Below are 23,224 nucleotides of genomic sequence, written 5' to 3' on the forward strand. Positions count from 1 at the left end.
TGCGGGTCGGAGGGCGGCGGGTCGTGCGCGGTCGGCCGCGTCCGGTCAGGCGCGCGCGGGGCGGCGTCCCTGGTGAGCGCGGCGGCGTCGGCGGGCCTCCAGCGCGGCCGCGGATCCGACGACCAGCAGCAGCGCCGCGAGGGCGAGCGCCGACGCGGGCGACGACCCCGTGCGCGGCAGCGACCCGCGGGCGTTCGCGCCGGAGGTGCCCGCCGGGCTGGACCCGTCCGCCGACAGCGCTCCGGGCGCGAGCGCGCCCGTGCCGGCGACGGATGCACCGCCGGCCGAGGTGCCGCCCGCCGGGGTGCCGCCCGCCGGGGTGCCTGCAGCTGTGCCGGTGGCGCCGGTTCCCGTGCCGGTTCCCGCGCCGGACGCGGATCCGCCCGACGGGTCGACCGCCACCGCGGCCGTGGTGACCACCCCGGCTGCCACGTCCGCGGCGAGCCCGGAGGCGTCGACGAGGTGCAGGCCCGTCACGGTGCGCGCGGCGGACGCGGTGACGTCCTCCGCGAGCAGCACGGATCCGCCGTCGGGCAGCGCGAACCGCGTGCCCGGGGCGATGTCGCCGGCCGCGAGCGCCTGCCCGGCGATGAGGCCGCCGTCGCTCGAGACGCGCGCCGTGCCCTCTTCGACCGCGACGCGCAGGCCCCGGATCCGGACGGCCATGCGGCTGCCCGGGTAGAGGTCCACGTCGTCGAGCGAGGCGCTGCCGGACCCGCGGGCGGACGAGAGCCGGATCCCCGAGGCGCGGATCTGGCCCGCCGCGCCGTCGCCGGCGGTGTCGGCCGCGGTGCCGCCGGCCGCGGGGGCGCCGGCGTCGCTCGTCGCGAGGGCGTCCGGAGCGAGACCGGTCGCGGTCGCGTCGGGCCGCGCCACGGGCGTCGCCGTCACGGCGCTGGGCCCGGTCGCGCGGATCCCGTACGCCGACCAGCCGGTGGGCGCGGTGTCCGGCACGATCACGACGGGCGTCGGCGACGGATCCGGCGCGGGCGTGGTACCGCTGCCCGCCGCCACGGTGACGACGCCCAGCCGCACCTCGGGGTGACGGCCGGTGAGGTCGCGGTAGTGCAGCGCGGTGAGGGTCACCGTGCCGTCCGCGGCGACCGTCCGCTCGCCGAACCGCACCTCGACGCGCGGGGTGCCCTGCTCGTCGACGCCCGTGTAGAGGTCGGTGGTGGTGTCGATCCAGACGCCGTCCACGAAGACCGCGTTCCCCGCATCGGCGAAGGACACGGTCATGGCGCCCGCGGCGGAGACCGCCGCGTGCAGGCCGTTCACCCGGAGGGCGGGCCAGCGGTAGTCGGCGAGCGGATCCGTGGAGGCGTCGGGCACCTGGCGGAACCCGCCCACGTCGACCGTGGCGGTGCCCGCGGCGTCGCCCGTGCCGAGGTCGACGGCGACGGCCGACGCGGTGTCGGGATCCGTCCCCGTGCCGGTCACGGCGTCCGTCGACGCATGCGGTGCCGCGACGGTCGCGGCCGGCTGCGGCGCGACGAGCACCGTGCCGTCGGCCGCGGTGACGCCGACGCCGTACGCGCCCACGACCTGCCCGGCCGCGGGCGGCACGACCACCGTGCCGAGGCGCACGTCCGGGTGCGCGCCCGTGAGGTCGCGGTAGTGCACGGCGGTGACCGTGACGGTGCCGTCGGCCGCCGTCTCGCGCTCGCCGAACGCGACGGTGACGCGGGGCGCGCCCTGCTCGTCGACGCCCGTGTAGAGGTCGGTCGTGGTGTCGATCCAGCGGCCGTCGACGAAGACCGCGCTGCCCGGATCCGCGAACTCGGTCGAGACGGCGCCCGAGGGCATGATCGTGGCGGTGAGGCCGTAGACGCGGAACGCCGTCCACCGGTACTCGGCGAGCGGGTCGGCGGGGGATCCCGGCAGCTGCTCGAACGAGCCGACGCCGACCGTGGTGGTGCCGTCCGCGCCGGTCTCGACATGGACGGATGCGGCGTGCTCCGGGGATCCGTCCGACGCGGTGAGGGAATCGGCGGTGGCGGAGCGGTCGAGGCCGTCGACGCGCGGCTGCCCGTCGATCACGCGCGTGCCGTCGGGAGCCGTGACCGTGACGCCCGTCGCGACGCGGCCGGGTGCGGGGGCGGGGGAGGGATCCGGCGCGGGGGTCGGGCCGGGGGCCGGCGTCGGATCCGGGTCGGGCACGGGCGTCGGCGCAGGTGTCGGCGATGCCGACGGCGTCGGCACCGGCACGGCCGCGGCCGCCGCGCACGTCACGGATCCGGCGCGCACGCGCCAGATCTCCGACGCCCCGGCCTCCGCCTCCACGTCGATGCCGACGGTGGTGGCGGATCCGTCGTCGCCGGTGGCGGTGGACCCCACGATGACGCGGGTCGCGCCGTAGACCGACTCCGGCAGGTCGCGCGACCAGCCCGGCGTCGCGTTCGCGTCTGCGGTCACGTCCACGCCGCCGACGGTGAGCCGGTCGACGTGCACGGCGGGCGTGCCACCCGGCGTGCACGAGACGGCGAGGCCCGAGAAGACGATCGCGGGCCGGTCGCGGAGCGTGAGCTCGCCGGTCGCGATGGCGCTGGACGCGCCCGTCGGACCCGCGGTGGAGGAGAGGCCGGTCGTCCGCGTGGTGTTCAGCTTCAGCACGTCCCCGGTGGATGCGGCGGTGCGCGTCACCGCGGCGCCCGCGGACCACTCGGCCAGCGGCGTCGGCGCGGTGAGCGTGTCGCCGTCGATGTCGATGATCTCCACGCCGGACGCGCGCGCGAGCACGACGTCGGCCGCGTGCGCCGCGAGGGGCGCGAGCCCGCCGAGCGCGAGGAGCGTCGCGAGGGCGACGGCGCCGGTCGCGCCGACGAGGCCGAGGGAGGGGCGCGAGGTGGATCCGCGCATCGCCCGGCTCATCGTCCCGCCTCCGCGCCGAGGCCCTCGATGAACGCCCGACCCGCGGGCACGCCGGCCCCGGTCACGTCGTCCCAGCCGGGGGCGGAGCGGAGCCCCTGCCTCCCGGTGTCCCACATGAAGAGCGTCTCGGGCCACAGCGCTCCCGCCGACGGGCCCTTCGGCGACCACGTGGCCGCGGACGCGGGCTGCACGTCGCGCAGCGCGCCCGTGCCCATCAGCGCGTAGAGGGCGGGGCTCGCGAGGCCGAAGCGCCGGCCGGTGACGGCTTTGGAGATCGCGACCATGGAGGCGACCATCGGCGTCGCGAGGCTCGTGCCGCCGTGCGCCGCGTACTCGGTGCGGCCCTTGTGCGGCCCGTAGGTGATGAAGCCCGTGTCGGGATCGCCGAGCGATGCCACGTCCGGCAGCAGCCGCCCGGTGCCCGCGACGGCGAGCCGGTCGGCCTGCCAGGTCGGCCGCGCGTACTCGGCCGAGTGGCCGCCGCCCGCGCCGAACGCGAAGCCCGGCGGGATCAGCGCGCCGTTGCGGGCGAAGCGGGTCTGCGTCTCCCAGCCCGCCTCGACGGCGATCGAGCCGTCCTCCGCGAGGCCCGTGCTCGTCGCGCCGACCGCGGTGACGTACGGGCTCGACGCGGGGGACGCCACGGTCGCGTTCCCGCCGTGGTCGCCGACGCCGCTGTAGTCGCCGTCGTTGCCGGTGGACGCGAAGACCGACACGTCGCGCGACGCCGCCTCCACGAGCACGCGGTTCAGCAGCTCGCGGTCGTCGGCCGTGTCGAGGCCCTCCATCGCGCCGAAGGACAGGCTGATCACGTCAGGTCCGTCCTCGGCGGCGTCGAGGATCCGCGTGTAGAGGCTCGTGCTGGTGCAGTCGTCGGCGCCCCAGTAGGAGACCGTCGCGTCGGGGGCCATCGCGTGGACCGCCTGCACGTCGAGGTGCTGCTCGTCGGTCCATGCGGTGGGTCCGCCGCAGATGCCGGTGCGCGGCGAGGCGGACGGGTGGTCGCGGTACTGGCCGGCCGTGAAGGCGGGCTCGCCGACCGCCAGGGAGTAGGTGTCGGTGTCCGCCTGGGTGTCCGGGTCATCGTAGGCGGCGACGATGGCGATGGTCGCGCCGGTGCCGCGGTCCTCGGCGGGCACGTCGTCGACGCGCCGCAGCTGCGCCGGACCGTAGCCGCACAGCGAGTTCGAGCGGTGGGCGACGTCGACGGACGCGGGCCACGCGTCGGTGAGGCGCTGGCCCCACCACGCGGCGCACGTGCCGTCGTCGGCGGAGGAGGCGGGGGATCCGCCGGTCGCCTGCCCGGGGATCGGCGCGGGGACGGGGTCCGCGGCGTCGGGCGACTGCGCGTCGGCGGCGGCCTGCGCGGCGGCGGCCTGCGCGGTGTCCGACTCCGCGTCCGACGGCATCAGCACGTCGCCCTGCACGGTGCCGGCGACGCCGCGCACGGCGTCCAGGGTGGCGGGCACGGCGAGGGTCCGCTCCGGGGCGACGACCTCCCGGCCGGCGACGCGGAACCGGGCGAACCCGGTGTCGAAGGCGCGCGACGCGAGCGCCAGCGTGCCGGAGACGGGCAGCGCGGACACCTCGTCGCGCGCGTCGCCCACGTCGAGGCCGCGGTCGCGCAGCCAGGCGGCGACGGCCGGCGCGGCGTCGGGGCGCGCCGGATCCAGCAGCACCGTGAGCGCGACCGTCGCGTCCGCGGGAGCGTCGCCGACCCGGACGGCCGAGGTGCCGGCGGGCCACGACGGGGCCGACCCGTCGATCGCGCGGAGACCGGCAGCGGCGCGCGCGGCGGACGGGTCGCCATCGGCCGAGGCGGACGCGGATCCGGTGCCCGCCAGCGCGCTCGCGACGAGCGCCGCGACGGCCACGAGGGCGACGGCGCCCGTGCCGAGGGCGACGGTCCGCGCGCGCGACGACGGCGTCCGCCGGACGAGGGCGCGGATCCGGCCCTCCGTCGGCGGGCGCTCGGCGGGCCCGCGGGCCTCGACGGGTGGGAGGGACGAGGGACGTGAGGGCATGCGGGATCCGTATTCGATTCAGGGGGGAGTGCGCGGGGGCGCGTGCGGATGCTATCCCCAATCGAGAAGCGTTCTCAGCACCTGTGGAGGGTGGCCGGTCGAGGATGGGCCGACTGCGATCCGGGACCAGGCGCCGTCCGTTCGGGTGGATGCCACCGTCCCGTCGATCGTGACGGGTAGTCTTCCTCGACTCCCGGACGGGGATGGGACAGGAGCGACATGAACCAGCGGCAGGCGGCGGTGTCCCGGGCACGGCGGGAGATCATGGAGGCGGCGGGCGCGCAGTTCGCGGCCCACGGCTACGAGGGCACGTCGTTCTCGCGCGTGGCCGAGGCGATGGGCAAGCCCAAGTCCGCCATCGGGTACCACCTCTTCGCGTCCAAGGAGAGCCTCGCGGGCGCGGTGGTCGAGGACCAGGAGGACCGCTGGCTCCGCATCGAGGCGGCGCTCGACCGGCCGGGGGCGCTGCACGAGCTCATCGTCTTCCTCCTCACGGGTGCCAGCACCGTGGAGGTCTGCCCCGTCGCCGCGGGTGCCATCCGCCTCCTGCAGGACATGCCGCGCCTCGGCCTCGCGGTCGAGCGCCGCTTCGACGTGTGGCGGTTCACCCGGGAGCGCCTGGAGGCGGAGCTCGCGGTCCGGGACATCCGGGCCGGGGACCTCGACGCCGTCGTCGACGTCCTGCTCAGCGCCACCTTCGGCGTGCTCTCCTACCGCTCACCGCGGCTGGCCGAGCACGACTCCGCGGAGCGCCTGCGCAGCCTCTGGATCCCGCTCCTCGTCGGCCTCGGGATCGACGACGCCGACGCCGTCGTGCGCGCCGCCCGGCCGCTCGACCTGGAGCTCGTGGAGGTGGGGCGCCCGGATGCCTCCGAGGCGCACACCGGTTCGGCGCGCGGCGCGAAGGCTGCCGCCGCCGCCGCGGGTGAGGACGAGGACGAGGACCGCGCCCGAGCCTGACCCGCCCCGCGCATGACGACGCCGGCCGGACCCCCACGGGGCCGGCCGGCGTCGTCGTGCGATCGGAGCCGCTACTCCACGCGACCCGCGTAGCGGTACCGGAACCCGGCCCCGTCGGTGACCACCACGTCGTAGTAGCCCCACTCGTCCACCGGCCAGTTCACCGTCGTGCTGCGTCCGGGCTTCACGGTCTCGTGGCGCTCGCGCGTGATGAAGTCGTTGGCCGTCAGCGTGTAGTGCACCGAGGGCGTCCCGTCGTTCGCGAGCGTGAGGCGCAGCACGGGCTTGCCGCCGGGGATCGTCTCGGCCGAGACCCGGGGCACGGGGACGTCCGCCGTCCCCGCCGCGACGACGGTGCCGGCGAAGCGGCGCAGGAACCGGTCGGGTCCGTAGAGGCTGAAGTCGTACGCGCCGGCGTGCGCCGAGCTGTCCCACGTGTAGGCGGCCTTCCCGCGCGGCGCCACCGTGAAGGGCGTGGATGCGAACGGCAGCGCGATGTTGGGGAACACCTGGTGCGAGACGCCCTGCTTGCCCTGGTTGCGCATCGTCAGCGTCACCCGGCCGCTCGCGCGGTCGACGGCCACGTCGGCGTCCTGCCGGTAGGGGAGCGGGCGGTGGCGCATGCTGCCTGCCTCCTGCTCGGGCATGCGCTGCGCGCCCACGGCGGGCTCCTGCACGGGCGGCTTCGCCATGTCGGCGTCGGCGGCCGCGACGAGCGCCTGCGTCGCGCTCATCGGCAGCACCTCGTCGGCGGACGGGACGGAGAAGTCCGGGTGCGCGAAGTCGAAGCACGAGGTGAGGTCACCGGAGATCGCGCGCCGCCAGGCGGAGATGTTCGGCTCGTGCACGCCCGTCCAGGTCTCGAGGAAGCGGATCACCGAGGTGTGGTCGAACACCTGCGAGTCGACCCAGCCGCCCCGGCTCCACGGCGACACCACCGTGAGCGGCACCCGCGTGCCGTAGCCGACGGGCAGGCCGTCGACGTACTCGTCGGGCGTGCCGGGCTCGGCGAGCGGCGGCAGCTGGTGGTCGAAGTAGCCGTCGTTCTCGTCGTAGTTGATGAGGAGCACCGTGCGCGCCCAGGTGTCCGGGTTGCTCATGAGCGCCTGGATCACCGCGTTCGTGTAGTGCGCGCCGTAGTCGGGGCTGGCCTTCGGGTGCTCGCTCCAGCCGTACGGCGCGACGACGTACGACACCGCGGGCAGCGTGCCCGCCGCGGCGTCCCGGCCGAACTCCTCGAGCAGGTGCGTGACGTCGAGGCCCTTGCCGGAGTCGGGCTTCCACCCGTCGTGGAGCCCGCCGTCGAGCGCGAGCTGACGCGTCGCGGGATCCTTCGAGGCGAGCGCCTCGTGGTACTGGTGGAACAGCCACAGCGGGTTGTCGCCGTAGTCGCCCACGTAGGGGTGCGTGCCCTCGTCGCCGACCTCGTCGTTCGCGTACGTCTTCCAGGTGATCCCGGCCTGCCGGAGCCGCTCGGGGTAGGTCGTCCAGCCGAAGACGGGGGCGTAGTCGTCGGGGTTGTCGATGGCGGGACCGCCGGCCTTCCCGCGCGGGTCGATCGTGCCGGTCCACTGGAACAGGCGGTTCGGGGTCGTCGGGCCGATGAGCGAGCAGTGGTAGTGGTCCGCGATCGTGAAGGCGGAGGCCAGGGCGTGGTGGAAGGGGAGGTCGTCCTTCGTGAAGTAGCCCATGGTCTGCTCGCTCTTGGCGACGACCCAGTTGTCCCACGCGCCCTTGTTCCACGCCTGGTGCCCGCCCTTCCAGGAGTGGTCGAGGCCGCCGGCGCCCTGCGCGTTGAAGCGCGACGAGTCGAGCGGGAACGGCAGCATGTGCCCGCCGTCGGTGCGGCTCGCGTCCGGCTGCGCGAAGACGGTGCCGCCGCCGGGGTACTCGACGGCCTGCTTGTCGCCGAAGCCGCGGACGCCCGGCAGCGTGCCGAAGTAGTGGTCGAACGAGCGGTTCTCCTGCATGAGGATCACGACGTGCTCGACGTCCTTGATGGAGCGGGTGAGGTTCTTGCGGGCGGCGGCCGTGGCGGCCGTGGCCGCGCCGGGCGCGCCGGCCGCGGATCCGGCGGCCACGCCCGCCATGATCGCGGCGGCGCCGCCGAGCAGGACGGTGCGGCGGCTGACGCCCGGGCGGATCCCGGTGCGGTAGGGGCGCGAGGGGTCGAGCGGGGGCGCGGCGTCGACGCCGGCCGCGAGGTCGACGTCCGGGGCGTGCTCTTCGGGCTTGGAGGTGCTCACGGTGACGGTCCTTCTTCCTGGATCGTGCCGGGACCCGCGGGCGGGGGATCCCACGGTGCGGCGACGCGGAGGGCGCGCGCCGTCGCGGGGTTCCGCTCGGACGCGTGCTCGGCTCGACGCGGGGGATCCCGGCGGGTCGCGCCTGGGAGCGTCGATGCCAGGCGAGATCCTCCCCGCTCGAGGGGAACAGCTGGTCGCCCAGCGCGACATCCGGCGGAATGCCTCCTGAACAGCGGGATCGTTCCCATCGCCTCCGCGTGTCCCCGATCGGGGCGGTGACGGCTCAGGCGGGCCAGACCGGCCGGAACTGGATGCTGATGCGCGGCCCGACGGCCTTCTGGGTCTTGAGGATGGCGTGCTCGTGCGTGCGCTGCGCGCTGCCGCCCATGACGACGAGGTCGCCGTGCCCGAGCGGGAACCGCCGCACCTCGCCGCCGCCCTTCGGTCGAAGCGACAGCGTGCGCGCCGCGCCCACCGACACGATGGCGACCATGGTGTCGCGGTCGATGGCGCGCCCCACGCGGTCGCCGTGCCACGCGACGCTGTCGTCGCCCGTGCGGTAGAAGCACAGCCCCGCGGTCTCGAGCACCTGCCCGGGCGGGCGGCCGTAGTGCTCGTTCAGCGCATCGCGCGCCTCGACGAGGACGGGCGCGGGCAGGGGCGCGCGCGGGCCGAACCACGACAGGAGGCGCGGCACCTCCACGGTGCGCCCGTGCATGAGCCGCGTGTCCGCCGTCCACTCCACGTCCTCCACGAGGCGCTCGAACAGCGCGTCGGAGTCGCTGACCCAGCCGGGCCGGATGTCGAGCCAGGCACCCTGCCCGAGGTCGAGCCGCTCGACCTCCGCGCCGAGCGCGCCGAGGCCGGGATCCGCCTGGAGGTCGTCGAAGAGGGAGGCCTGGAATGCGATGCTCATGGCGCGAGCATAGCCCGGATGTTCGAACGCATGTTCGAACGACGATCGGCCGGGGAGAGAGCGATCAGGCTGCCGGAGCGCGGGACGCGCGACGGCCGGCCCACGTGAGGAGGAGCGTCAGTCCGCAGATCAGCGCCGCGATGACGAGCACCCACACCGCGACCGTCCCGTACCCGCCGCCGCCCGTCGCGGGATCCAGGAAGGGGTACGGGTAGTAGGTGGCGGCCCCCGTCACCTCGTTGCCCGTGAACGGCCCGCGCGCGAGCGTGATCGCGACCCACGCGAGCGGGAAGACCACGACCCGGCCGACCGCGGCGTAGTCGAGCGCCCGGCGGTCGGGCGCGAACAGCCAGTCGAGCAGCACGAGCAGCGGCACGGCCACGTGCAGCACCTCGTTCGACCACGGGAGGTCGCCGCCGGGGATCGTCGGCAGGCCGCGCAGGAGCAGGTTGTAGACGATGCCGGTCGTGACCATGTACGTGGTGGCCGCCAGCCGGAGCGTCGTCCAGCCGCGTCCGGGCGCGGGTGCCCGCCGCAGCAGCCGCACCGCGCCGACCGCCATCACGACGGCGGCCAGCAGGTTCGACTCGATCGTGAAGTACATGAGGAAGTCGACCGTCTTGCCCCAGATCCCCTCGACCCCGATGCTGCGCCAGTACGAGGAGCTCACGACGTACTGGCTCGCGACGGCGACCAGCACGGTCAGGGCGGTGAGGAGGCGGATGGCCGCCCAGATGATGCGCACGCTCCACCGTCCCACATCGCCCAGGCGATGGTGATCCGGGATCCGTGCGCGGCCCGTGCCGCGGCCTAGGCTGGGTGGATGCATGGTGAGTACAAGGTCCCCGGCGGCAAGCTCGTCGTGGTCGACCTGGACGTGACCGACGGGCGCATCTCCGGCTTCCGCCTGGCGGGCGACTTCTTCCTCGAGCCGGACGACGCGCTCGAGGCCATCGACGGCGCGGTGAACGGCCTCCCGGAGGACAGCGACGCCAACGCGATCGCCGCCGCCATCCGCCGCGCTCTCCCGCCGCAGGCCGTGCTCCTCGGCTTCTCGCCCGAGGCCGTCGCCGTCGCGATCCGCCGCTCGCTCGCGCGCGCCACGAACTGGGGCGACTACGAGTGGGAGGTCATCCACGACCGCGCCTACCGGCCCGTCGAGCAGATGGCGCTCGACCAGGTGCTCGCCGAGGAGGTCGGCGCCGGTCGCCGGAACCCCACGCTGCGCATCTGGGAGTGGGAGCAGCCGGCCGTCGTCATCGGCAGCTTCCAGTCGCTCCGCAACGAGGTCGACGCCGAGCAGGCCGCGGCCCACGGCTTCGACGTCGTGCGCCGCGTCTCGGGCGGCGGCGCCATGTACATGGAGGCCGGCGCCGTCATCACGTACTCGATCTACGCGCCCGTCGACCTCGTGCAGGGCATGACGTTCGCCGACTCGTACGCCTACCTCGACGAGTGGGTCATCACCGCGCTCCGCTCGCTGGGCATCGACGCGTCGTACCAGCCGCTCAACGACATCACGAGCCCCACCGGCAAGATCGGCGGCGCCGCGCAGAAGCGCCTGGGCGCGGGCGCCGTGCTGCACCACGTCACCATGAGCTACGACATGGACGGCGAGAAGATGGTGCAGGTGCTCCGCATCGGCCGCGAGAAGATCAGCGACAAGGGCATCACCAGCGCCGCCAAGCGCGTGGATCCGCTCCGGAGCCAGACGGGCATGAGCCGCGCCGACATCATCGACCGGATGAAGGACACCTTCACGGGCCTCTACGGCGGGAAGCCGGGGCGGGTCACGCCCGAGGAGTGGGCGAAGACCCGCCAGCTCGTGGAGGACAAGTTCTCGACGCCGGAGTGGCTCACGCGCGTCCCCTGAACGGGGGACTGTCCGCCTGGCGAAGCCCGGATGTCCGCTCCACGTCGGACCTGTCCACCGGGCGACGGGCCCAGCTCCCATCCGGATCCGCGCGCATAGAGTCACCTCGTCGTCCTTCCGGCCCCGCGGGGCCGAGCGGCGACAGCGGTCCGATCGAACCTCTCCAGGAGGCTCCGCTCGCGACCGCGGGCGACGGGGAGACCCGTCGGGGGAGCGGACTCGCGAGGTGCATGCGTGCGCCTCGCGAGCGCACCCGCTCAGCCCCGCTCGAGCAGCTCCCGATAGTCGGGATGCTCGTCGATCCACTCCGCGACGAACGGGCACGCGGCCACGACCGTCCGGGATCCGCCGCGCACGTCGTCGAGCGCCGCCCGCACCAGCTCCCCGCCGAGGCCGCCGCGCCGCTTCGCGGGGTCGACCTCCGTGTGGGTGAAGACGATGCGGTCGCCCTGGATCAGGTAGTCCGCGAAGCCCGCGCGCTCGCCGTCGAGCCACAGCGTGTAGCGCGAGCCGTCGGGGTCGTGGGTCACGTCGACGCTCATCCCGCCAGCCTATGCGCGGATGCGCGCCCCCTCCCAGGGAGGGGGCGCGCATCGCGGGATGCCGGGATCAGTGGCAGTAGCTCTCCCGGTCTCCGGTGTAGAACCGGAAGGTCCCGTCGTTCGGGCACGGCGGGTGGTGCTTGACCCACTCGACCACGGCCGCGGTCACGGCGCCGCCGATCGCGCAGAGGAGCCACCCGACCTCCGGGACCCGGCAGAAGTCCGCCGTGGCGGCGCTGCCCGCGAACGCGACGAGGATCGGCCACGCGCTCGCGGGGATGTCCACTCAGAAGCCGCCGTGCCAGTTCCAGCCGAACGACCTCGCGCTCGCGCCGATCTGGTGCGGGTCCGCCGCCTCCGCGCCCGACGGCGTGTAGGCGGTCGACGTACCGCCGGCGGCCGAGGCGGGAGCGGTGACGGCGGACGTCGGCGCGGCGGCGGAAGCTGCCCCCGCGTGCACGGCGGTGGCCGCGCTGACCGGGTGCTCGGCGGCCTCCGCCGGGATGGAGTGGCCGATGACCGTGGTGAGGGCCGCGGTGATGGCGATGGCGAGGACGGCGAGCTGTCGGCGTGCGCTGCGGCGCGGCCGCTCGTCCGTCCTCCGTGGAGATGCTGCGGCGATGAAGCGGGGCATGTGTTCCTCTCCTCGATGGTGGTGTTCGTGATCGTGGCGTCGTGCGCCACGGCGTCGGGGATGGCGCACCGAGGGTGATCTCGGGAGGTTTTGTCAGACGAACGTCTGGTCAATCCCCGGTATCCCGCGGGTGAGGGACGTCGCGCGGCACCGAGCGTGAACCGGCCGCGGCATCCAGGGACGCTCGGGGACGCGAGGTATCCTGACGAGGCCCGGGACCCGGGCATCGCCTATCCCCGGAGCACCACGTGACCGCCGACATCCGCCGCCGCAACATCCTCGCCGCCGCGCTCGCGGTCCCCGTGACCGCCGTCCTCGCCGCCTGCACCCGTCAGGAGCCGGCGCCGCGCGCGACCCTCGGCGCCGGAGCCGATGGGCAGCCCGCCGCCTCCGGGTCCTCGCCCGCCGTCACCTCCGTCGAGCCGGCGACGCTCTCCGTGTCGGGTGGCCAGACCGTCACGCTCACCGGCGCCGGCCTCTCCGGCGCGACCGCCGTCATGTTCGCGGGCACCGCGGGCACCGACCTGCAGGTCGCCGGCGATGGATCCGTCACCGTGGTGGCGCCCCGCTCTACCGACTACGAGGACCGCTCCGCCGACATCCAGGTCATGGCCGGCGACGCCGCGCTGACCACGGCGACCGCCGCGTACGCCGCGCAGACGCCGGTCGACAAGCAGCTCCAGTACGCGCTCGCCCACTGGGACGCCTACAACCTCGAGGAGTACGGGAACTTCAACCCCTCCGGCGGCGACTGCGTCAACTTCGTGAGCCAGAGCCTCATCCAGCGCGGATGGCAGATGACGAACGAGTGGCACAACCGCGGCGGCGGATCCGACTGGACCTACGCGTGGATCCACGTGCCCACCTTCGACAAGTGGCTCGCGGCCAACGCGTCCACGCTCGGCGTGAAGCGCCTCGAGCTCGCCGACCGCGACCAGCTGAAGGTCGGCGACATCGTCATCTTCGACTGGAACCGCAACTCCTCGCCCGACCACACGCAGATCGTCTCGGCCATCGAGCCGAAGGACGGCGGGAACGTCGTGAAGATGGTCGGCCACAACCTCGACAACGACTACCGCGACCTCGACGCGACCATCACCACGGAGCACCCGGGCGCCGAGGTCCACTTCTGGAGCGTCGCCTAGCCCGCGTCGCCGATCCCGCGCCCGGCGCGCAGCAGCCGGTCGACGAGCAGCACGAGCAGGACCCCCGCCGCGTAGGCCGCGAGGTCCACCGGGTCGAAGCCCGTGCCGATCAGCAGCCGGCAGAGCGGCACGTGCAGCGCCCACAGCGCCGGCCACCCGGTGATCTGCAGCAGCTCGATGCCGGTGCACCACACGAGCACGGCGGCCCCGTGCACGACGGGGTCGACCCGCGGCATCACCGCGATGAGCGCGAGGTGGATCGCCGCGGCGTAGAAGACGTCCGGCCACAGCCCGCGGCCGTCGCTGTGCGTGACGACCATGCCGGCGACGACCACAGCGAGGAGCGCCCCGAGCGACACGATCCGGCGGCGCGCGTGGCCGTCGGGGAGCCGCACGTCCCGGTCGACGACCGGCGCGGCATCGCGAGGACCGTCGGCGGGGTGCATCGACGGCTCGTCCCAGACGAACGCGTCCACATCCCCGGAATGGCGCATGCTCCCAGCGTATGCACCTCGGATGCGAACGCGCCCAGGGCGGCGCCGGATCCGCGACCTCCCGCTACGCGTCGAGCGCCGCGTCGACGATCCGCTTGGCCTCCGCCTGCACCGCGTGCAGGTGGTCGAGCCCCACGAACGACTCGGCGTAGATCTTGTAGACGTCCTCGGTGCCGCTCGGGCGCGCGGCGAACCACGCCTTGTCCGTGACGACCTTGACCCCGCCGACCGCAGCGCCGTTGCCGGGCGCGGTGCTGAGTTTCGCGGTGATCGGGTCGCCCGCCACCTCCGTGGCCGCGATGGCGTCTCCGTCGAGCTTGCCGAGCGTCGCCTTCTGCGCCTTGGTCGCGGCGGCGTCGACGCGCTCGTAGACCGGGTCGCCGAAGCGCTCGGTGAGCTCGCGGTAGAGGACGCTCGGCGTCTTGCCCGTGACCGCGAGGATCTCCGACGCGAGCAGCGCCAGCAGGATCCCGTCCTTGTCCGTGGTCCAGACCGTGCCGTCCATGCGGAGGAAGCTCGCGCCGGCGGACTCCTCGCCGCCGAAGCCCACGGATCCGTCGATGAGGCCGGGCACGAACCACTTGAAGCCGACCGGCACCTCCCAGAGGCGACGGCCGAGCGACTCGGCGACCCGGTCGATCACGCTGGAGGAGACGAGCGTCTTGCCGATCGCCGCGTCCGCGCGCCACTCGGGCCGGTGCGCGTAGAGGTAGTCGATCGCGACGGCGAGGTAGTGGTTCGGGTTCATGAGCCCGGCGTCGGGCGTGACGATGCCGTGTCGGTCGGCGTCGGCGTCGTTGCCGGTGAGGATGTCGAAGTCGTCCTTGCGCGCGAGCACGCTCGCCATCGCGGAGGAGGAGGACGGGTCCATGCGGATCTTCCCGTCCCAGTCGAGCGTCATGAACGACCACGCGGGATCCACCTCGGGGTTCACGACCTCGAGGTCGAGGCTGTGGCGCTCGCCGATCGCCGCCCAGTACTCGACGGACGCGCCGCCGAGCGGGTCCGCGCCGATGCGTACGCCCGCCTTCCGGATGGCCTCCATGTCGATGATGGAGCCGAGGTCGTCCACGTAGTGGCCGAGGAAGTCGTAGCCCTCGACGCGCCCGCGGGCCTCCTCGAGCGGGACGCGCTTCACGTCGACGAGGCCGCCCGCGATGATCGCGTTGGCGCGTGCGGCGATCCAGCCGGTGGCGTCGGAGTCGGCCGGGCCGCCGTGCGGCGGGTTGTACTTGAAGCCGCCGTCGGCGGGCGGGTTGTGGCTGGGGGTCACGACGATGCCGTCGGCCACGTCGTCGTCCCCGTGCGCGTCGTCGCGGTTCCAGCGGAGGATCGCGTGCGAGAGCGCGGGGGTGGGGCACCAGGAGTCGCGGGAGTCGGCGAGCACGCGCACGCCGTTGGCGACGAGCACCTCGAGCGCGGTGTCCTCGGCGGGCTTGGAGAGCCCGTGGGTGTCCCGGCCGATGAAGAGGGGGCCGGTGATGCCCTGCTCGGCGCGGTGCTCCACGATCGCCTGCGTGATCGCGAGGATGTGGTCCTCGTTGAACGCCGCCTTCAGCGAGCTGCCGCGGTGGCCGCTCGTGCCGAACGCCACCTTCTGCTCCGGATCCTCCACGTCGGGGTGGAGGTCGTGGTACGCCCGGATCAGCTCGTCGATGTCGATGAGGTCGGACGGGAGGGCGGCGGTGCCTGCGCGGTCATGCATGGATCCATCCTGGCACCGGGCCCGGCCGATTCCCATCTAGGGTGCAGGCATGGCCGAGACCCCGCGACCCGACGAGACGTACAGCTACCTCGGGCCGTCGGGCACCTTCACGGAGGCAGCGCTCAAGCAGGTGGAGGCCGCTCGCGGGCGCACGTGGCGCGCGGTGAACAACGCCTCGGAGGCCCTCGCCGACGTCGTGTCCGGCACCTCGGTCGCCGCCATGATCGCGATCGAGAACTCGATCGAGGGCGGGGTGACGGCCACGCAGGACGCGCTCGCGAACATCCCGGGGCTGCGGATCCTCAGCGAGCACCTCGTGCCGGTGACGTTCGACCTCGTGGTGCGGCCGGGTACCGCGCTCGCCGACGTGCGCACGGTCGCCGCGCACCCCGTCGCCTACGGCCAGTGCCGCCGCTTCCTCGAGCGCGAGCTTCCCACGCACGGGCACGTGCCCGCGTCCTCGAACGTGGCCGCGGCGCTGTCCCTGCTGGACGGCGGGATCGCGGACGCCGCCATCGCGCCCCCGCAGATCACGGAGAGCCAGCCGCTCGAGGCCGTCGCCCGCGGCATCGGCGACAACCCGAACGCCGTCACGCGCTTCGTGCTCGTCGGCCGCGCGACCACGCTGCCGCAGCGCACGGGCGCCGACAAGACGAGCCTCATCGTCGAGCTGCCCGACGACCGCGCCGGATCCCTGCTCGACCTCCTGGAGCAGTTCGCGACCCGCGGGGTGAACCTCACGCTCATCCAGTCGCGGCCCATCGGCGACGCGCTCGGCCGCTACCGGTTCGTCATCGACGCGGAGGGGCACGTGCGCGACGAGCGCGTGGCCGACGCCCTGCTCGGGATCCGCCGCTTCAGCCCGCGCGTCACCTTCCTCGGCTCGTACCCCCGGGCCGACGGCACGCCCAGCACCTACCGCGCGCGGTACGAGGACGACGTCTTCCTCGAGGCGCGCGACTGGCTGCGCGGCATCGTCTCGGCCGAGCCAGGCGCGGGCGACTGACGCGTCGCCGCCGGCCGGTTCCGGCCCGGACGCGCCCGATCCGCTTCGTTAGAGTGACGGGGTGATCGATCCGCAGACCCTCCGCGACCATCCCGACCTCGTCATCGCCTCGCAGGAGCTGCGCGGCGCATCCGTGGAGGTGGTCGACCAGGCGGTCGCCGCGGACTCCGAGCGCCGCCGGGCGGTCACCGAGTTCGAGGGCCTCCGCGCCGAGCAGAACGCGCACGGCAAGCTCGTCGCGAAGGCCGACAAGGCCGACAAGCCGCGCCTCATCGCCGAGGTGCAGGAGCTGAAGGCACGCGTCACCGCCGCGCAGGAGCGCGCGCAGGAGGCCGAGTCGGCGCTCGACGAGGCCATGCGGCGGATCCCGAACATCGTCATCGACGGGGTCCCCGCCGGCGGTGAGGACGACTGGGCGCTCGTACGGGAGGTCGGCGCGAAGCCCTCGTTCGACTTCGCCCCGCGCGACCATCTGGAGATCGGCGAGATCCTCGACGCCATCGACATGGGCCGCGGAGCCAAGGTCTCCGGCGCCCGCTTCCACTACCTCAAGGGCATCGGCGCGCGGCTCGAGATCGCCCTGATGAACTTCGGCCTCGCCCGCGCGCTCGAGGCGGGCCTCGTGCCGCTCATCACCCCCACGCTCGTGAAGCCCGAGATCATGGCCGGCACCGGCTTCCTCGGCGCCCACGCCGACGAGGTCTACCACCTCGACGACGACGACCTCTACCTCACGGGCACGAGCGAGGTGGCGCTCGCCGGGTACCACGCCGACGAGATCCTCGACCTCGCCCAGGGCCCCATCCGCTACGCCGGCTGGTCGACCTGCTACCGCAAGGAGGCGGGCTCCTACGGCAAGGACACCCGCGGCATCATCCGCGTGCACCAGTTCCAGAAGCTCGAGATGTTCAGCTACGTCGACCCGGCCGACGCCGAGGCGGAGCACGAGCGCCTGCTCGCCATGCAGGAGCGCATGATGCAGGACCTCGGCCTCTCCTACCGCGTCATCGACACGGCGGCGGGCGACCTCGGATCCAGCGCCGCCCGCAAGTACGACGTCGAGGCGTGGATCCCCACCCAGGACGCCTACCGCGAGCTCACCTCCACCTCGAACTGCACCACGTTCCAGGCCCGCCGCCTCGGCACGCGCTTCCGCGGCGAGGACGGTCGCACCTCGCCCGTCGCCACGCTCAACGGCACGCTGGCGACCACGCGCTGGATCGTCGCGATCCTCGAGACCCACCAGCAGGCGGACGGTTCCGTGCGCGTGCCCGAGGCGCTCCGGCCCTACCTCGGCGGCCTCGAGGTGCTCGAGCCCGCCGCGGCGAAGGCCGCCCGATGACCCCGCGGGTGCCCGACGCCGACCGCCTCCTCATCGCCCTCGACATCGACGGCACCCTCCTCGGCGAGGACGGCTCGCTCGACGAGTCGGTCATCCGCGAGGTGCGGCGGATGGAGGAGATCGGCCATCTGGTCATGCCGTCCACCGGCCGCTCGGTCGCCGACACCCTGCCGATCGTCGACCGCCTGGGCATCCACCCGCGGTACATGGTGTGCTCCAACGGCGCGATCGTCCTCGAGCGCGACGCGGACGCCCCCACCGGGTACTCGCGCCGCTTCGTCGAGACCTTCGACCCCGCCGACGTGCTGCAGCGGATCCGCCCGCACCTCGCGAGCGGCCGCTACGCCGTCGAGGACGAGGAGGGCGTGTACCTCTACTCCGGCGGCGACTTCCCGGACGGCGCGCTCGAGGCCAACGGTCGCCACGTCGAGTTCGAGGACCTGCTGCACGTGCCCGCGACCCGCGTCGTCGTCATCTCGCCCGGCCACGACCTGGAGGACTTCCAGGACGTGGTCGAGCGCATGGGGCTCCACCGCGTCAGCTACTCCATCGGCTGGACCGCGTGGCTCGACATCGCGCCGGACGGCGTGAACAAGGCCACGGCCATGGAGCGCGTGCGCGAGCTGCACGACGTCGCCCGCACGCACGTGATCGCCATGGGCGACGGGCGCAACGACATGGAGATGCTGGAGTGGGCCGGCGAGCACGGCCGCGGCATCGCGATGGGCCAGGCGCCGGCCGAGGTCATCGCCGTCGCCACCGAGGTCACGGGCCCCATCACGGAGAACGGCGCTGCCGCGGTCCTCTCCCGCCTCTGACGTCCGCAGACGACCGATTCCCCGCATGGGGAGAGTTCAGCCCGCTCTGATCCGCCGCGTGCAAGAGTGGCGCATCCCGCGCGGTCACCCGGCCGCACCACCGCGGGCCGACCGGCCACCGGTAGGATCCTCATCGATCGCACGTCGCCCGCCACGCGGGAGGGCGCGCATCGGGAGGGCTGTCCGAGCGGCCGATGGAGCCAGTCTTGAAAACTGGTGGGCAGAGATGTCTCGTGGGTTCGAATCCCACGCCCTCCGCCCGGAGAGGATCCGCATGAGCGACGCGCCCCTGCGCCCCCGGCGGACCGCGAAGGTCCCCGTCATCGCCCGCCACGGCCGGCTGGGACGACCGAGCGCGGCGCGCACGATCGTCAAGGGCATCGCCATGGGCGTCGCGGTCCTGCTCGTCAGCGGTCTGTCCGTGGGCACCATCGCGCTGTGGGATCTGAACAAGTCCGTCCAGGCGAACACCGTCGACATCAGCGACGGCACCGAGCAGACCACGGTCGGCGTCGGCGCGCTCGACGGCGGGTTCAACGTGCTCCTCGCGGGATCCGACACGCGACAGGGCCAGGGCGACGGCTACGGCAAGACCGACGGCGCGCTCAACGACGTCAACATGGTGCTGCACGTCTCGGCCGACCACTCGCAGGCCAGCGTGGTCAGCCTGCCGCGCGACATGGTCGTGCCCATCCCCGCGTGCGCCCGCAGCGACGGATCCGGCACCGCGCCCGCCATCGCCGCCGCACCGCTCAACACGGCGCTCTCCGACGGCGGGCTGCCGTGCGTCGCGAAGACCGTCGCGCAGTTCACCGGCCTCGACATCCCCTACGCGGCCCTCATCGAGTTCAACGGCGTCATCGAGATGTCCAACGCCGTCGGCGGCGTGCCCGTCTGCCTCGCGAGCCCGCTCAAGGACAAGCGCACCGACCTCGACCTCCCCGCGGGCGTCACCCCGTTGCAGGGCAAGCAGGCGCTGCAGTTCCTCCGCACCCGCCACGCGGTCGGCGACGGCAGCGACCTGGCCCGCATCAGCAATCAGCAGGTCTTCCTCTCGGCGCTCGTGCGCACCATGAAGCAGTCGAGCACGCTGTCGGATCCCACGCGCGTATACGGCCTGGCCAAGGCGGCGGTGGACAACATGCAGCGCTCGACCTCGCTCGACTACCAGACCATGGCGTCCATGGCGCTGGCCCTCAAGGACATCCCGCTCGACCAGGTGCACTTCCTGCAGTACCCGGGCACCACCGCGGGCACCGGCGTCTACGCCGGCAAGGTCCAGCCGCTGAAGACGGACGGCGACCAGCTGATGCAGCTGCTCAAGACGGACGCCCCGTTCGAGGTGAAGGCCGGCAACACGGGACTCGGCGCGGTCACGGAGCAGCCCGCCGCGTCGACCCCGGCTCCGTCGGCGAGCGCTCCCGCTGCGGGCGACGGATCCCAGCCGGCTGCCTCCTCGCCCACGGTGCTGCCCGAGGCGATCACCGGCACCGACGCCGGCACGGTCACGTGCTCGAAGGCGTTCAAGTGAGGTGTCTGGTCCGCATCAGGTGAGGGCGACGGATCCCCGCCGCACACCCTATGCAGCGAGGACCCGTCTATCTCGTTCAGCTTTCGACCCGAATCCTCCGCCGGACGAGAATCTCGTGTTCTCGCCCACGGGGGGCTCGCGACGTCGTCGCGTGCGTGAGGGTGAGCGGCGCCGGTTCGGGGGATCCGGGGCCGCGGCCACGTGGGCGAGCGGGACATCTCTGGGCTGACACATCGACACGCGCGGGGTAAGCCGGTCGGGTCCGGCACACGCGTCGAGACAGACACTACGTGTCCGTCGAATGGGGGACAACCGCACGGCACCCCCCGTTCGGGCCCGCCCGCCGGTGCGCGGGGATGTGACCAGGTCGCCGCGTCCGGTACAGTGGACGGGTACGTCTGGAGACGTCGCATAGTTCGGCCTAGTGCACCACCCTGCTAAGGTGGAGTACCCGTATGGGTACCGTGGGTTCAAATCCCACCGTCTCCGCCATCTTCCCGTCGCCCCGGCTCGCTGCCGCTCCGTCCATGACCGCGATCGTGGGCCGGTACGCTCGACGGATGGACCGCCAGATGCTCGACCAGCTGTCGACGGGCCGTTCTCGGCGCGATGTGCAGGCCATCCGCGACGCGCTGTCCGCGCTGTCGCCCGGTGATCCGGTCAGCGTGGTCATCCGTTCCCCGCGATACGGCCTCTACGCCGTCGATGGATCGGTCCGCGTCGCGTCCAACGGCCAGATGGTCGTCGCGGACACCGCGCTCGGCGCCGCCGGCGAGATCCAGGCGCTCTCCGTCCGCCCGGGCGACGACGTCCCGCCGCAGGGCGGTCTGCCCGGCTCCGTGGCCGACCTCCACCACGGCACCGTGGCGCGCGTCACGTTCGACGAGCCCGCCTACGGTGCGTTCCACGTGACGGGACCGCTCACCGCGGGCGACGACGCGTTCCTCCTCGTCGGCAGCTGGATCGTCGTGCACGGCGACGCGTTCGCCCCGCGCGTCGTCTCCGTCGAGGTCGCGAGCGACCTGGACGTGCATCCGGCCAACGTCCCGCCGAGGAGGCCGTCCGTGGACGACGCGGTGGCCGCCGTGCCCGGACTCGTCCCCTAGGGGCGCCGCTCCCCGAGCCTGGCCCGCATCGATGCGTGCGCATCGGCCTAGCATCGCCCCCATGACCGACATGTTTCCCGATGCGCCGCGGCCGCCGGCCCCCGAGCACGGTTCCGGCACCACCCTCGGCCTCATCGCGCGCGAGGCGAACGTGTCCATCGGCACCGTCAGCAAGGTCCTGAACGGGCGCAAGGGCATCTCCCCGGCGACCCGTGCCCGCGTCGAGGAGCTCATGGAGCTGCACGGCTACAGCAGGCGCGGGGCCGAGCGGCCGCACGGCGCGCTGATCGAGATCGTGCTGGAGGTCGTCGACACGGGGTTCTCCGTCGACCTGCTGCGCGGGGTCTCGGCGGTCGCGCGCGAGCATGCGCTGAGCGTCATCGTCACGGAGCACGGGCGCGACCAGGAGCTCGACGGCGACTGGATGGCGGGCGTCATGCAGCGGAGGCCGATGGGCCTCGTCCTCGTGTTCTCGGACCTCGCGCCCGCGCAGAAGCGCCAGCTGCGCAGCCGCGGCATCCCGTTCGTCGTGGTGGATCCCGCGGGGTCCCCGGCCGCGGACGTGCCGGCCGTCGGATCCACCAACTGGGAGGGCGGCCACGCCGCGGGGGAGCACCTGCTGGGGCTCGGGCACCGGCGGATCGGCGCGATCAGCGGCCCGCCGCACCGCCTCTACTCGCGCGCCCGCATGTCGGGATTCCGCAGCGCGCTCGAGGCGGCCGGATCCGGGGTCTCGCTCGTCGAGGTCGAGGGCGACTTCGGGCGGACCGCCGGGCACCGCGCGGGCGGCGAGCTGCTCGACCGTGCCGAGCGACCGACCGCGATCTTCGCGGGCAACGACGAGCAGGCGCTCGGGCTCTACGAGGCGGCGCGCGAGCGGGGGATCCGCATCCCCGAGGACCTCTCCGTGCTCGGCTACGACGATCTCCCGTTCGCCCGCATCGTCTCGCCCGCGCTCAGCACGGTGCGGCAGCCCGTGCGCGAGATGGCGGAGGCCGCGGCGCGCATGGTGCTCCGGATCCGCGAGGGCCGGAGCGAGGAGCCCACCCGGCTCGACCTCGCGACGGCGCTCGTGGTCCGCGCGAGCACGGCCGCGCCGGCGACGGGCGCGGTGTCGTCACCCGAGTGAAACGTTTCGGATCGGCGGCGCCCTCCTTGCCCCGCCTCGCCGCCGGTGCGTAGCGTTCGAGGCGCGCGGCTGCAGCCCGGCCGCGCCCGACGAAGGAGTCGCCAGTGATGCAGATCCCCCGCACGCATGCCCGCCCGCCCCGCGCTCGCCCGACCCGGACGGCGCTCGCGTGACCGCCGCCCGGAAGGCGCTCGTCGTCCGCGGAGGCTGGGACGGCCACATGCCCGTGGAGACCACGGGCCTGTTCATCCCGTTCCTCGAGGAGAACGGATTCGAGGTGCGCGTCGAGGAGGGTTCCGCCGTCTACGCAGACGCCGACGTCATGGCTGCCACCGACCTCATCGTGCAGGCCAACACCATGACCACGATCGAGCCCGAGGAGATGGCCGGCCTGTACGCCGCCGTCGTCGCGGGCACCGGCATGGCCGGCTGGCACGGGGGCATCGCCGACTCCTACCGGAACACGGCCGACTACCTGCACATGATCGGCGGCCAGTTCGCCCACCACGCGGGCAAGGACCCGGCCGAGCGCACCGGCGAGCAGTCCGACAACTACATCCCCTACACGGTCGAGATGACCGAGCTCGGGCGCACCCACGAGATCACGCAGGGCATCGCGGACTTCGACCTCGTCACCGAGCAGTACTGGATCCTCAGCGACGAGTACAACGACGTGCTCGCGACCACGACGCAGACAGTGCGGCCGTGGGATCCGTGGCACCGCCCGGTCACCGCGCCCGCCATCTGGACCCGCCAGTGGGGCGAGGGCCGCATCTTCGTCTCCGCCCCCGGCCACCGCATCGAGGTCGTCGAGGACCCGAACGTCCGCACCATCATCGAGAGGGGCCTCCTGTGGGCAGCACGCTGACGCACGACGAGGAC

20 protein-coding genes and 2 tRNA genes are annotated in these 23,224 nt (G+C 73.7%); 12 read left to right on the plus strand and 10 right to left on the minus strand.

Translation table 11 applies throughout. The features are described from left to right. Positions 1-45: 45 nt before the first annotated feature. Both K0V08_RS13560 and K0V08_RS13565 read right to left on the minus strand, forming a co-directional pair. On the minus strand, positions 46-2,871 hold the full coding sequence (locus K0V08_RS13560; RefSeq protein ID WP_079531448.1) for a hypothetical protein: 2,826 nt from the start codon (positions 2,869-2,871) through the stop codon (positions 46-48). Then, positions 2,868-4,895, minus strand: a complete 2,028-nt coding sequence (locus tag K0V08_RS13565; RefSeq protein ID WP_174240017.1) for a S53 family peptidase — start codon at positions 4,893-4,895, stop codon at positions 2,868-2,870. The genes K0V08_RS13560 and K0V08_RS13565 overlap by 4 nt, the downstream gene beginning before the upstream one ends. A gap of 219 nt (positions 4,896-5,114) precedes the next feature. Here K0V08_RS13565 and K0V08_RS13570 point away from each other — a divergent pair, with 219 nt between their 5' ends. Continuing rightward, positions 5,115-5,855, plus strand: coding sequence for a helix-turn-helix domain-containing protein (locus tag K0V08_RS13570; protein WP_079531451.1), 741 nt, complete (start codon positions 5,115-5,117; stop codon positions 5,853-5,855). Between the two features lie 71 nt (positions 5,856-5,926). Here K0V08_RS13570 and K0V08_RS13575 read toward each other — a convergent pair whose 3' ends face one another. The 3 genes from K0V08_RS13575 to K0V08_RS13585 form a co-directional block, all read right to left on the minus strand. Beyond that, positions 5,927-8,101, minus strand: a complete 2,175-nt coding sequence (locus tag K0V08_RS13575) for a phosphocholine-specific phospholipase C (RefSeq protein ID WP_079531453.1) — start codon at positions 8,099-8,101, stop codon at positions 5,927-5,929. 283 nt (positions 8,102-8,384) lie between these two features. Beyond that, entirely contained in the window at positions 8,385-9,017 is a 633-nt protein-coding gene (locus tag K0V08_RS13580; protein WP_011931725.1) for an alpha-ketoglutarate-dependent dioxygenase AlkB, read from the minus strand. A gap of 64 nt (positions 9,018-9,081) precedes the next feature. Continuing rightward, on the minus strand, positions 9,082-9,762 hold the full coding sequence (locus tag K0V08_RS13585; protein ID WP_079531456.1) for a Pr6Pr family membrane protein: 681 nt from the start codon (positions 9,760-9,762) through the stop codon (positions 9,082-9,084). A 78-nt stretch (positions 9,763-9,840) separates the two neighbouring features. On the opposite strand from K0V08_RS13585, the gene K0V08_RS13590 reads away from it, so the two are divergent. Beyond that, positions 9,841-10,890 (plus strand): lipoate-protein ligase LplAB, encoded by a 1,050-nt coding sequence (locus K0V08_RS13590; RefSeq protein WP_079531458.1) that lies wholly within the window; start codon positions 9,841-9,843, stop codon positions 10,888-10,890. Between the two features lie 257 nt (positions 10,891-11,147). Here the strand turns inward: K0V08_RS13590 and K0V08_RS13595 are convergent, their stop codons facing one another. The 3 genes from K0V08_RS13595 to K0V08_RS13605 all read right to left on the minus strand — a co-directional run bounded on the left by K0V08_RS13595 (position 11,148) and on the right by K0V08_RS13605 (position 12,066). Continuing rightward, positions 11,148-11,432 (minus strand): GNAT family N-acetyltransferase, encoded by a 285-nt coding sequence (locus K0V08_RS13595; protein WP_011931728.1) that lies wholly within the window; start codon positions 11,430-11,432, stop codon positions 11,148-11,150. A gap of 67 nt (positions 11,433-11,499) precedes the next feature. After that, positions 11,500-11,718, minus strand: coding sequence for a hypothetical protein (locus K0V08_RS13600; protein WP_011931729.1), 219 nt, complete (start codon positions 11,716-11,718; stop codon positions 11,500-11,502). Beyond that, entirely contained in the window at positions 11,719-12,066 is a 348-nt protein-coding gene (locus K0V08_RS13605) for a hypothetical protein (RefSeq protein ID WP_011931730.1), read from the minus strand. 248 nt (positions 12,067-12,314) lie between these two features. Between K0V08_RS13605 and K0V08_RS13610 the strand changes: the two genes are divergently transcribed. Beyond that, positions 12,315-13,211 (plus strand): amidase domain-containing protein, encoded by an 897-nt coding sequence (locus K0V08_RS13610; protein WP_011931731.1) that lies wholly within the window; start codon positions 12,315-12,317, stop codon positions 13,209-13,211. Here K0V08_RS13610 and K0V08_RS13615 read toward each other — a convergent pair. After that, complete coding sequence (locus tag K0V08_RS13615; protein WP_050976285.1) at positions 13,208-13,705, minus strand: ribosomal maturation YjgA family protein; 498 nt, start codon at positions 13,703-13,705, stop codon at positions 13,208-13,210. The two genes, K0V08_RS13610 and K0V08_RS13615, sit on opposite strands and share 4 nt — an antisense overlap. 64 nt (positions 13,706-13,769) lie before the next feature. Beyond that, a complete protein-coding gene (gene pgm / locus K0V08_RS13620; RefSeq protein WP_079531461.1) occupies positions 13,770-15,410 on the minus strand; it encodes a phosphoglucomutase (alpha-D-glucose-1,6-bisphosphate-dependent) in 1,641 nt (546 codons plus the stop codon). A 49-nt stretch (positions 15,411-15,459) separates the two neighbouring features. On the opposite strand from pgm, the gene pheA reads away from it, so the two are divergent. From pheA to K0V08_RS13665, 9 genes are all read left to right on the plus strand, one after another. After that, positions 15,460-16,416: a prephenate dehydratase gene (gene pheA / locus K0V08_RS13625; protein WP_079531463.1), complete on the plus strand. Its 957-nt coding sequence runs from the start codon at positions 15,460-15,462 to the stop codon at positions 16,414-16,416. 61 nt (positions 16,417-16,477) lie between these two features. Then, positions 16,478-17,758 (plus strand): serine--tRNA ligase, encoded by a 1,281-nt coding sequence (gene serS / locus K0V08_RS13630; protein ID WP_011931735.1) that lies wholly within the window; start codon positions 16,478-16,480, stop codon positions 17,756-17,758. Beyond that, positions 17,755-18,576, plus strand: a complete 822-nt coding sequence (locus tag K0V08_RS13635; RefSeq protein WP_079531466.1) for an HAD family hydrolase — start codon at positions 17,755-17,757, stop codon at positions 18,574-18,576. Before serS ends, K0V08_RS13635 begins: the two co-directional genes overlap by 4 nt. A 173-nt stretch (positions 18,577-18,749) precedes the next feature. Next, positions 18,750-18,834: transfer RNA gene (locus K0V08_RS13640), tRNA-Ser, on the plus strand. Between the two features lie 16 nt (positions 18,835-18,850). Next, the gene (locus K0V08_RS13645) at positions 18,851-20,107 is read left to right on the plus strand and encodes an LCP family protein (RefSeq protein WP_079531468.1); all 1,257 of its coding nucleotides are present in this window, start codon (positions 18,851-18,853) and stop codon (positions 20,105-20,107) included. Positions 20,108-20,507: 400 nt separating this feature from the next. Next, positions 20,508-20,599 (plus strand) — tRNA-Ser (locus K0V08_RS13650). Between the two features lie 68 nt (positions 20,600-20,667). Next, positions 20,668-21,213: a hypothetical protein gene (locus tag K0V08_RS13655; RefSeq protein WP_227325020.1), complete on the plus strand. Its 546-nt coding sequence runs from the start codon at positions 20,668-20,670 to the stop codon at positions 21,211-21,213. A 61-nt stretch (positions 21,214-21,274) separates the two neighbouring features. Beyond that, positions 21,275-22,342 (plus strand): LacI family DNA-binding transcriptional regulator, encoded by a 1,068-nt coding sequence (locus tag K0V08_RS13660; RefSeq protein WP_079531470.1) that lies wholly within the window; start codon positions 21,275-21,277, stop codon positions 22,340-22,342. A 169-nt stretch (positions 22,343-22,511) separates the two neighbouring features. Then, a complete protein-coding gene (locus tag K0V08_RS13665) occupies positions 22,512-23,210 on the plus strand; it encodes a ThuA domain-containing protein (RefSeq protein ID WP_079531473.1) in 699 nt (232 codons plus the stop codon). The last annotated feature ends 14 nt before the right edge of the window (positions 23,211-23,224 follow it).

Origin of the sequence: Clavibacter michiganensis (genome assembly GCF_021216655.1) — a bacterium.
GTDB lineage: Bacteria > Actinomycetota > Actinomycetes > Actinomycetales > Microbacteriaceae > Clavibacter > Clavibacter michiganensis.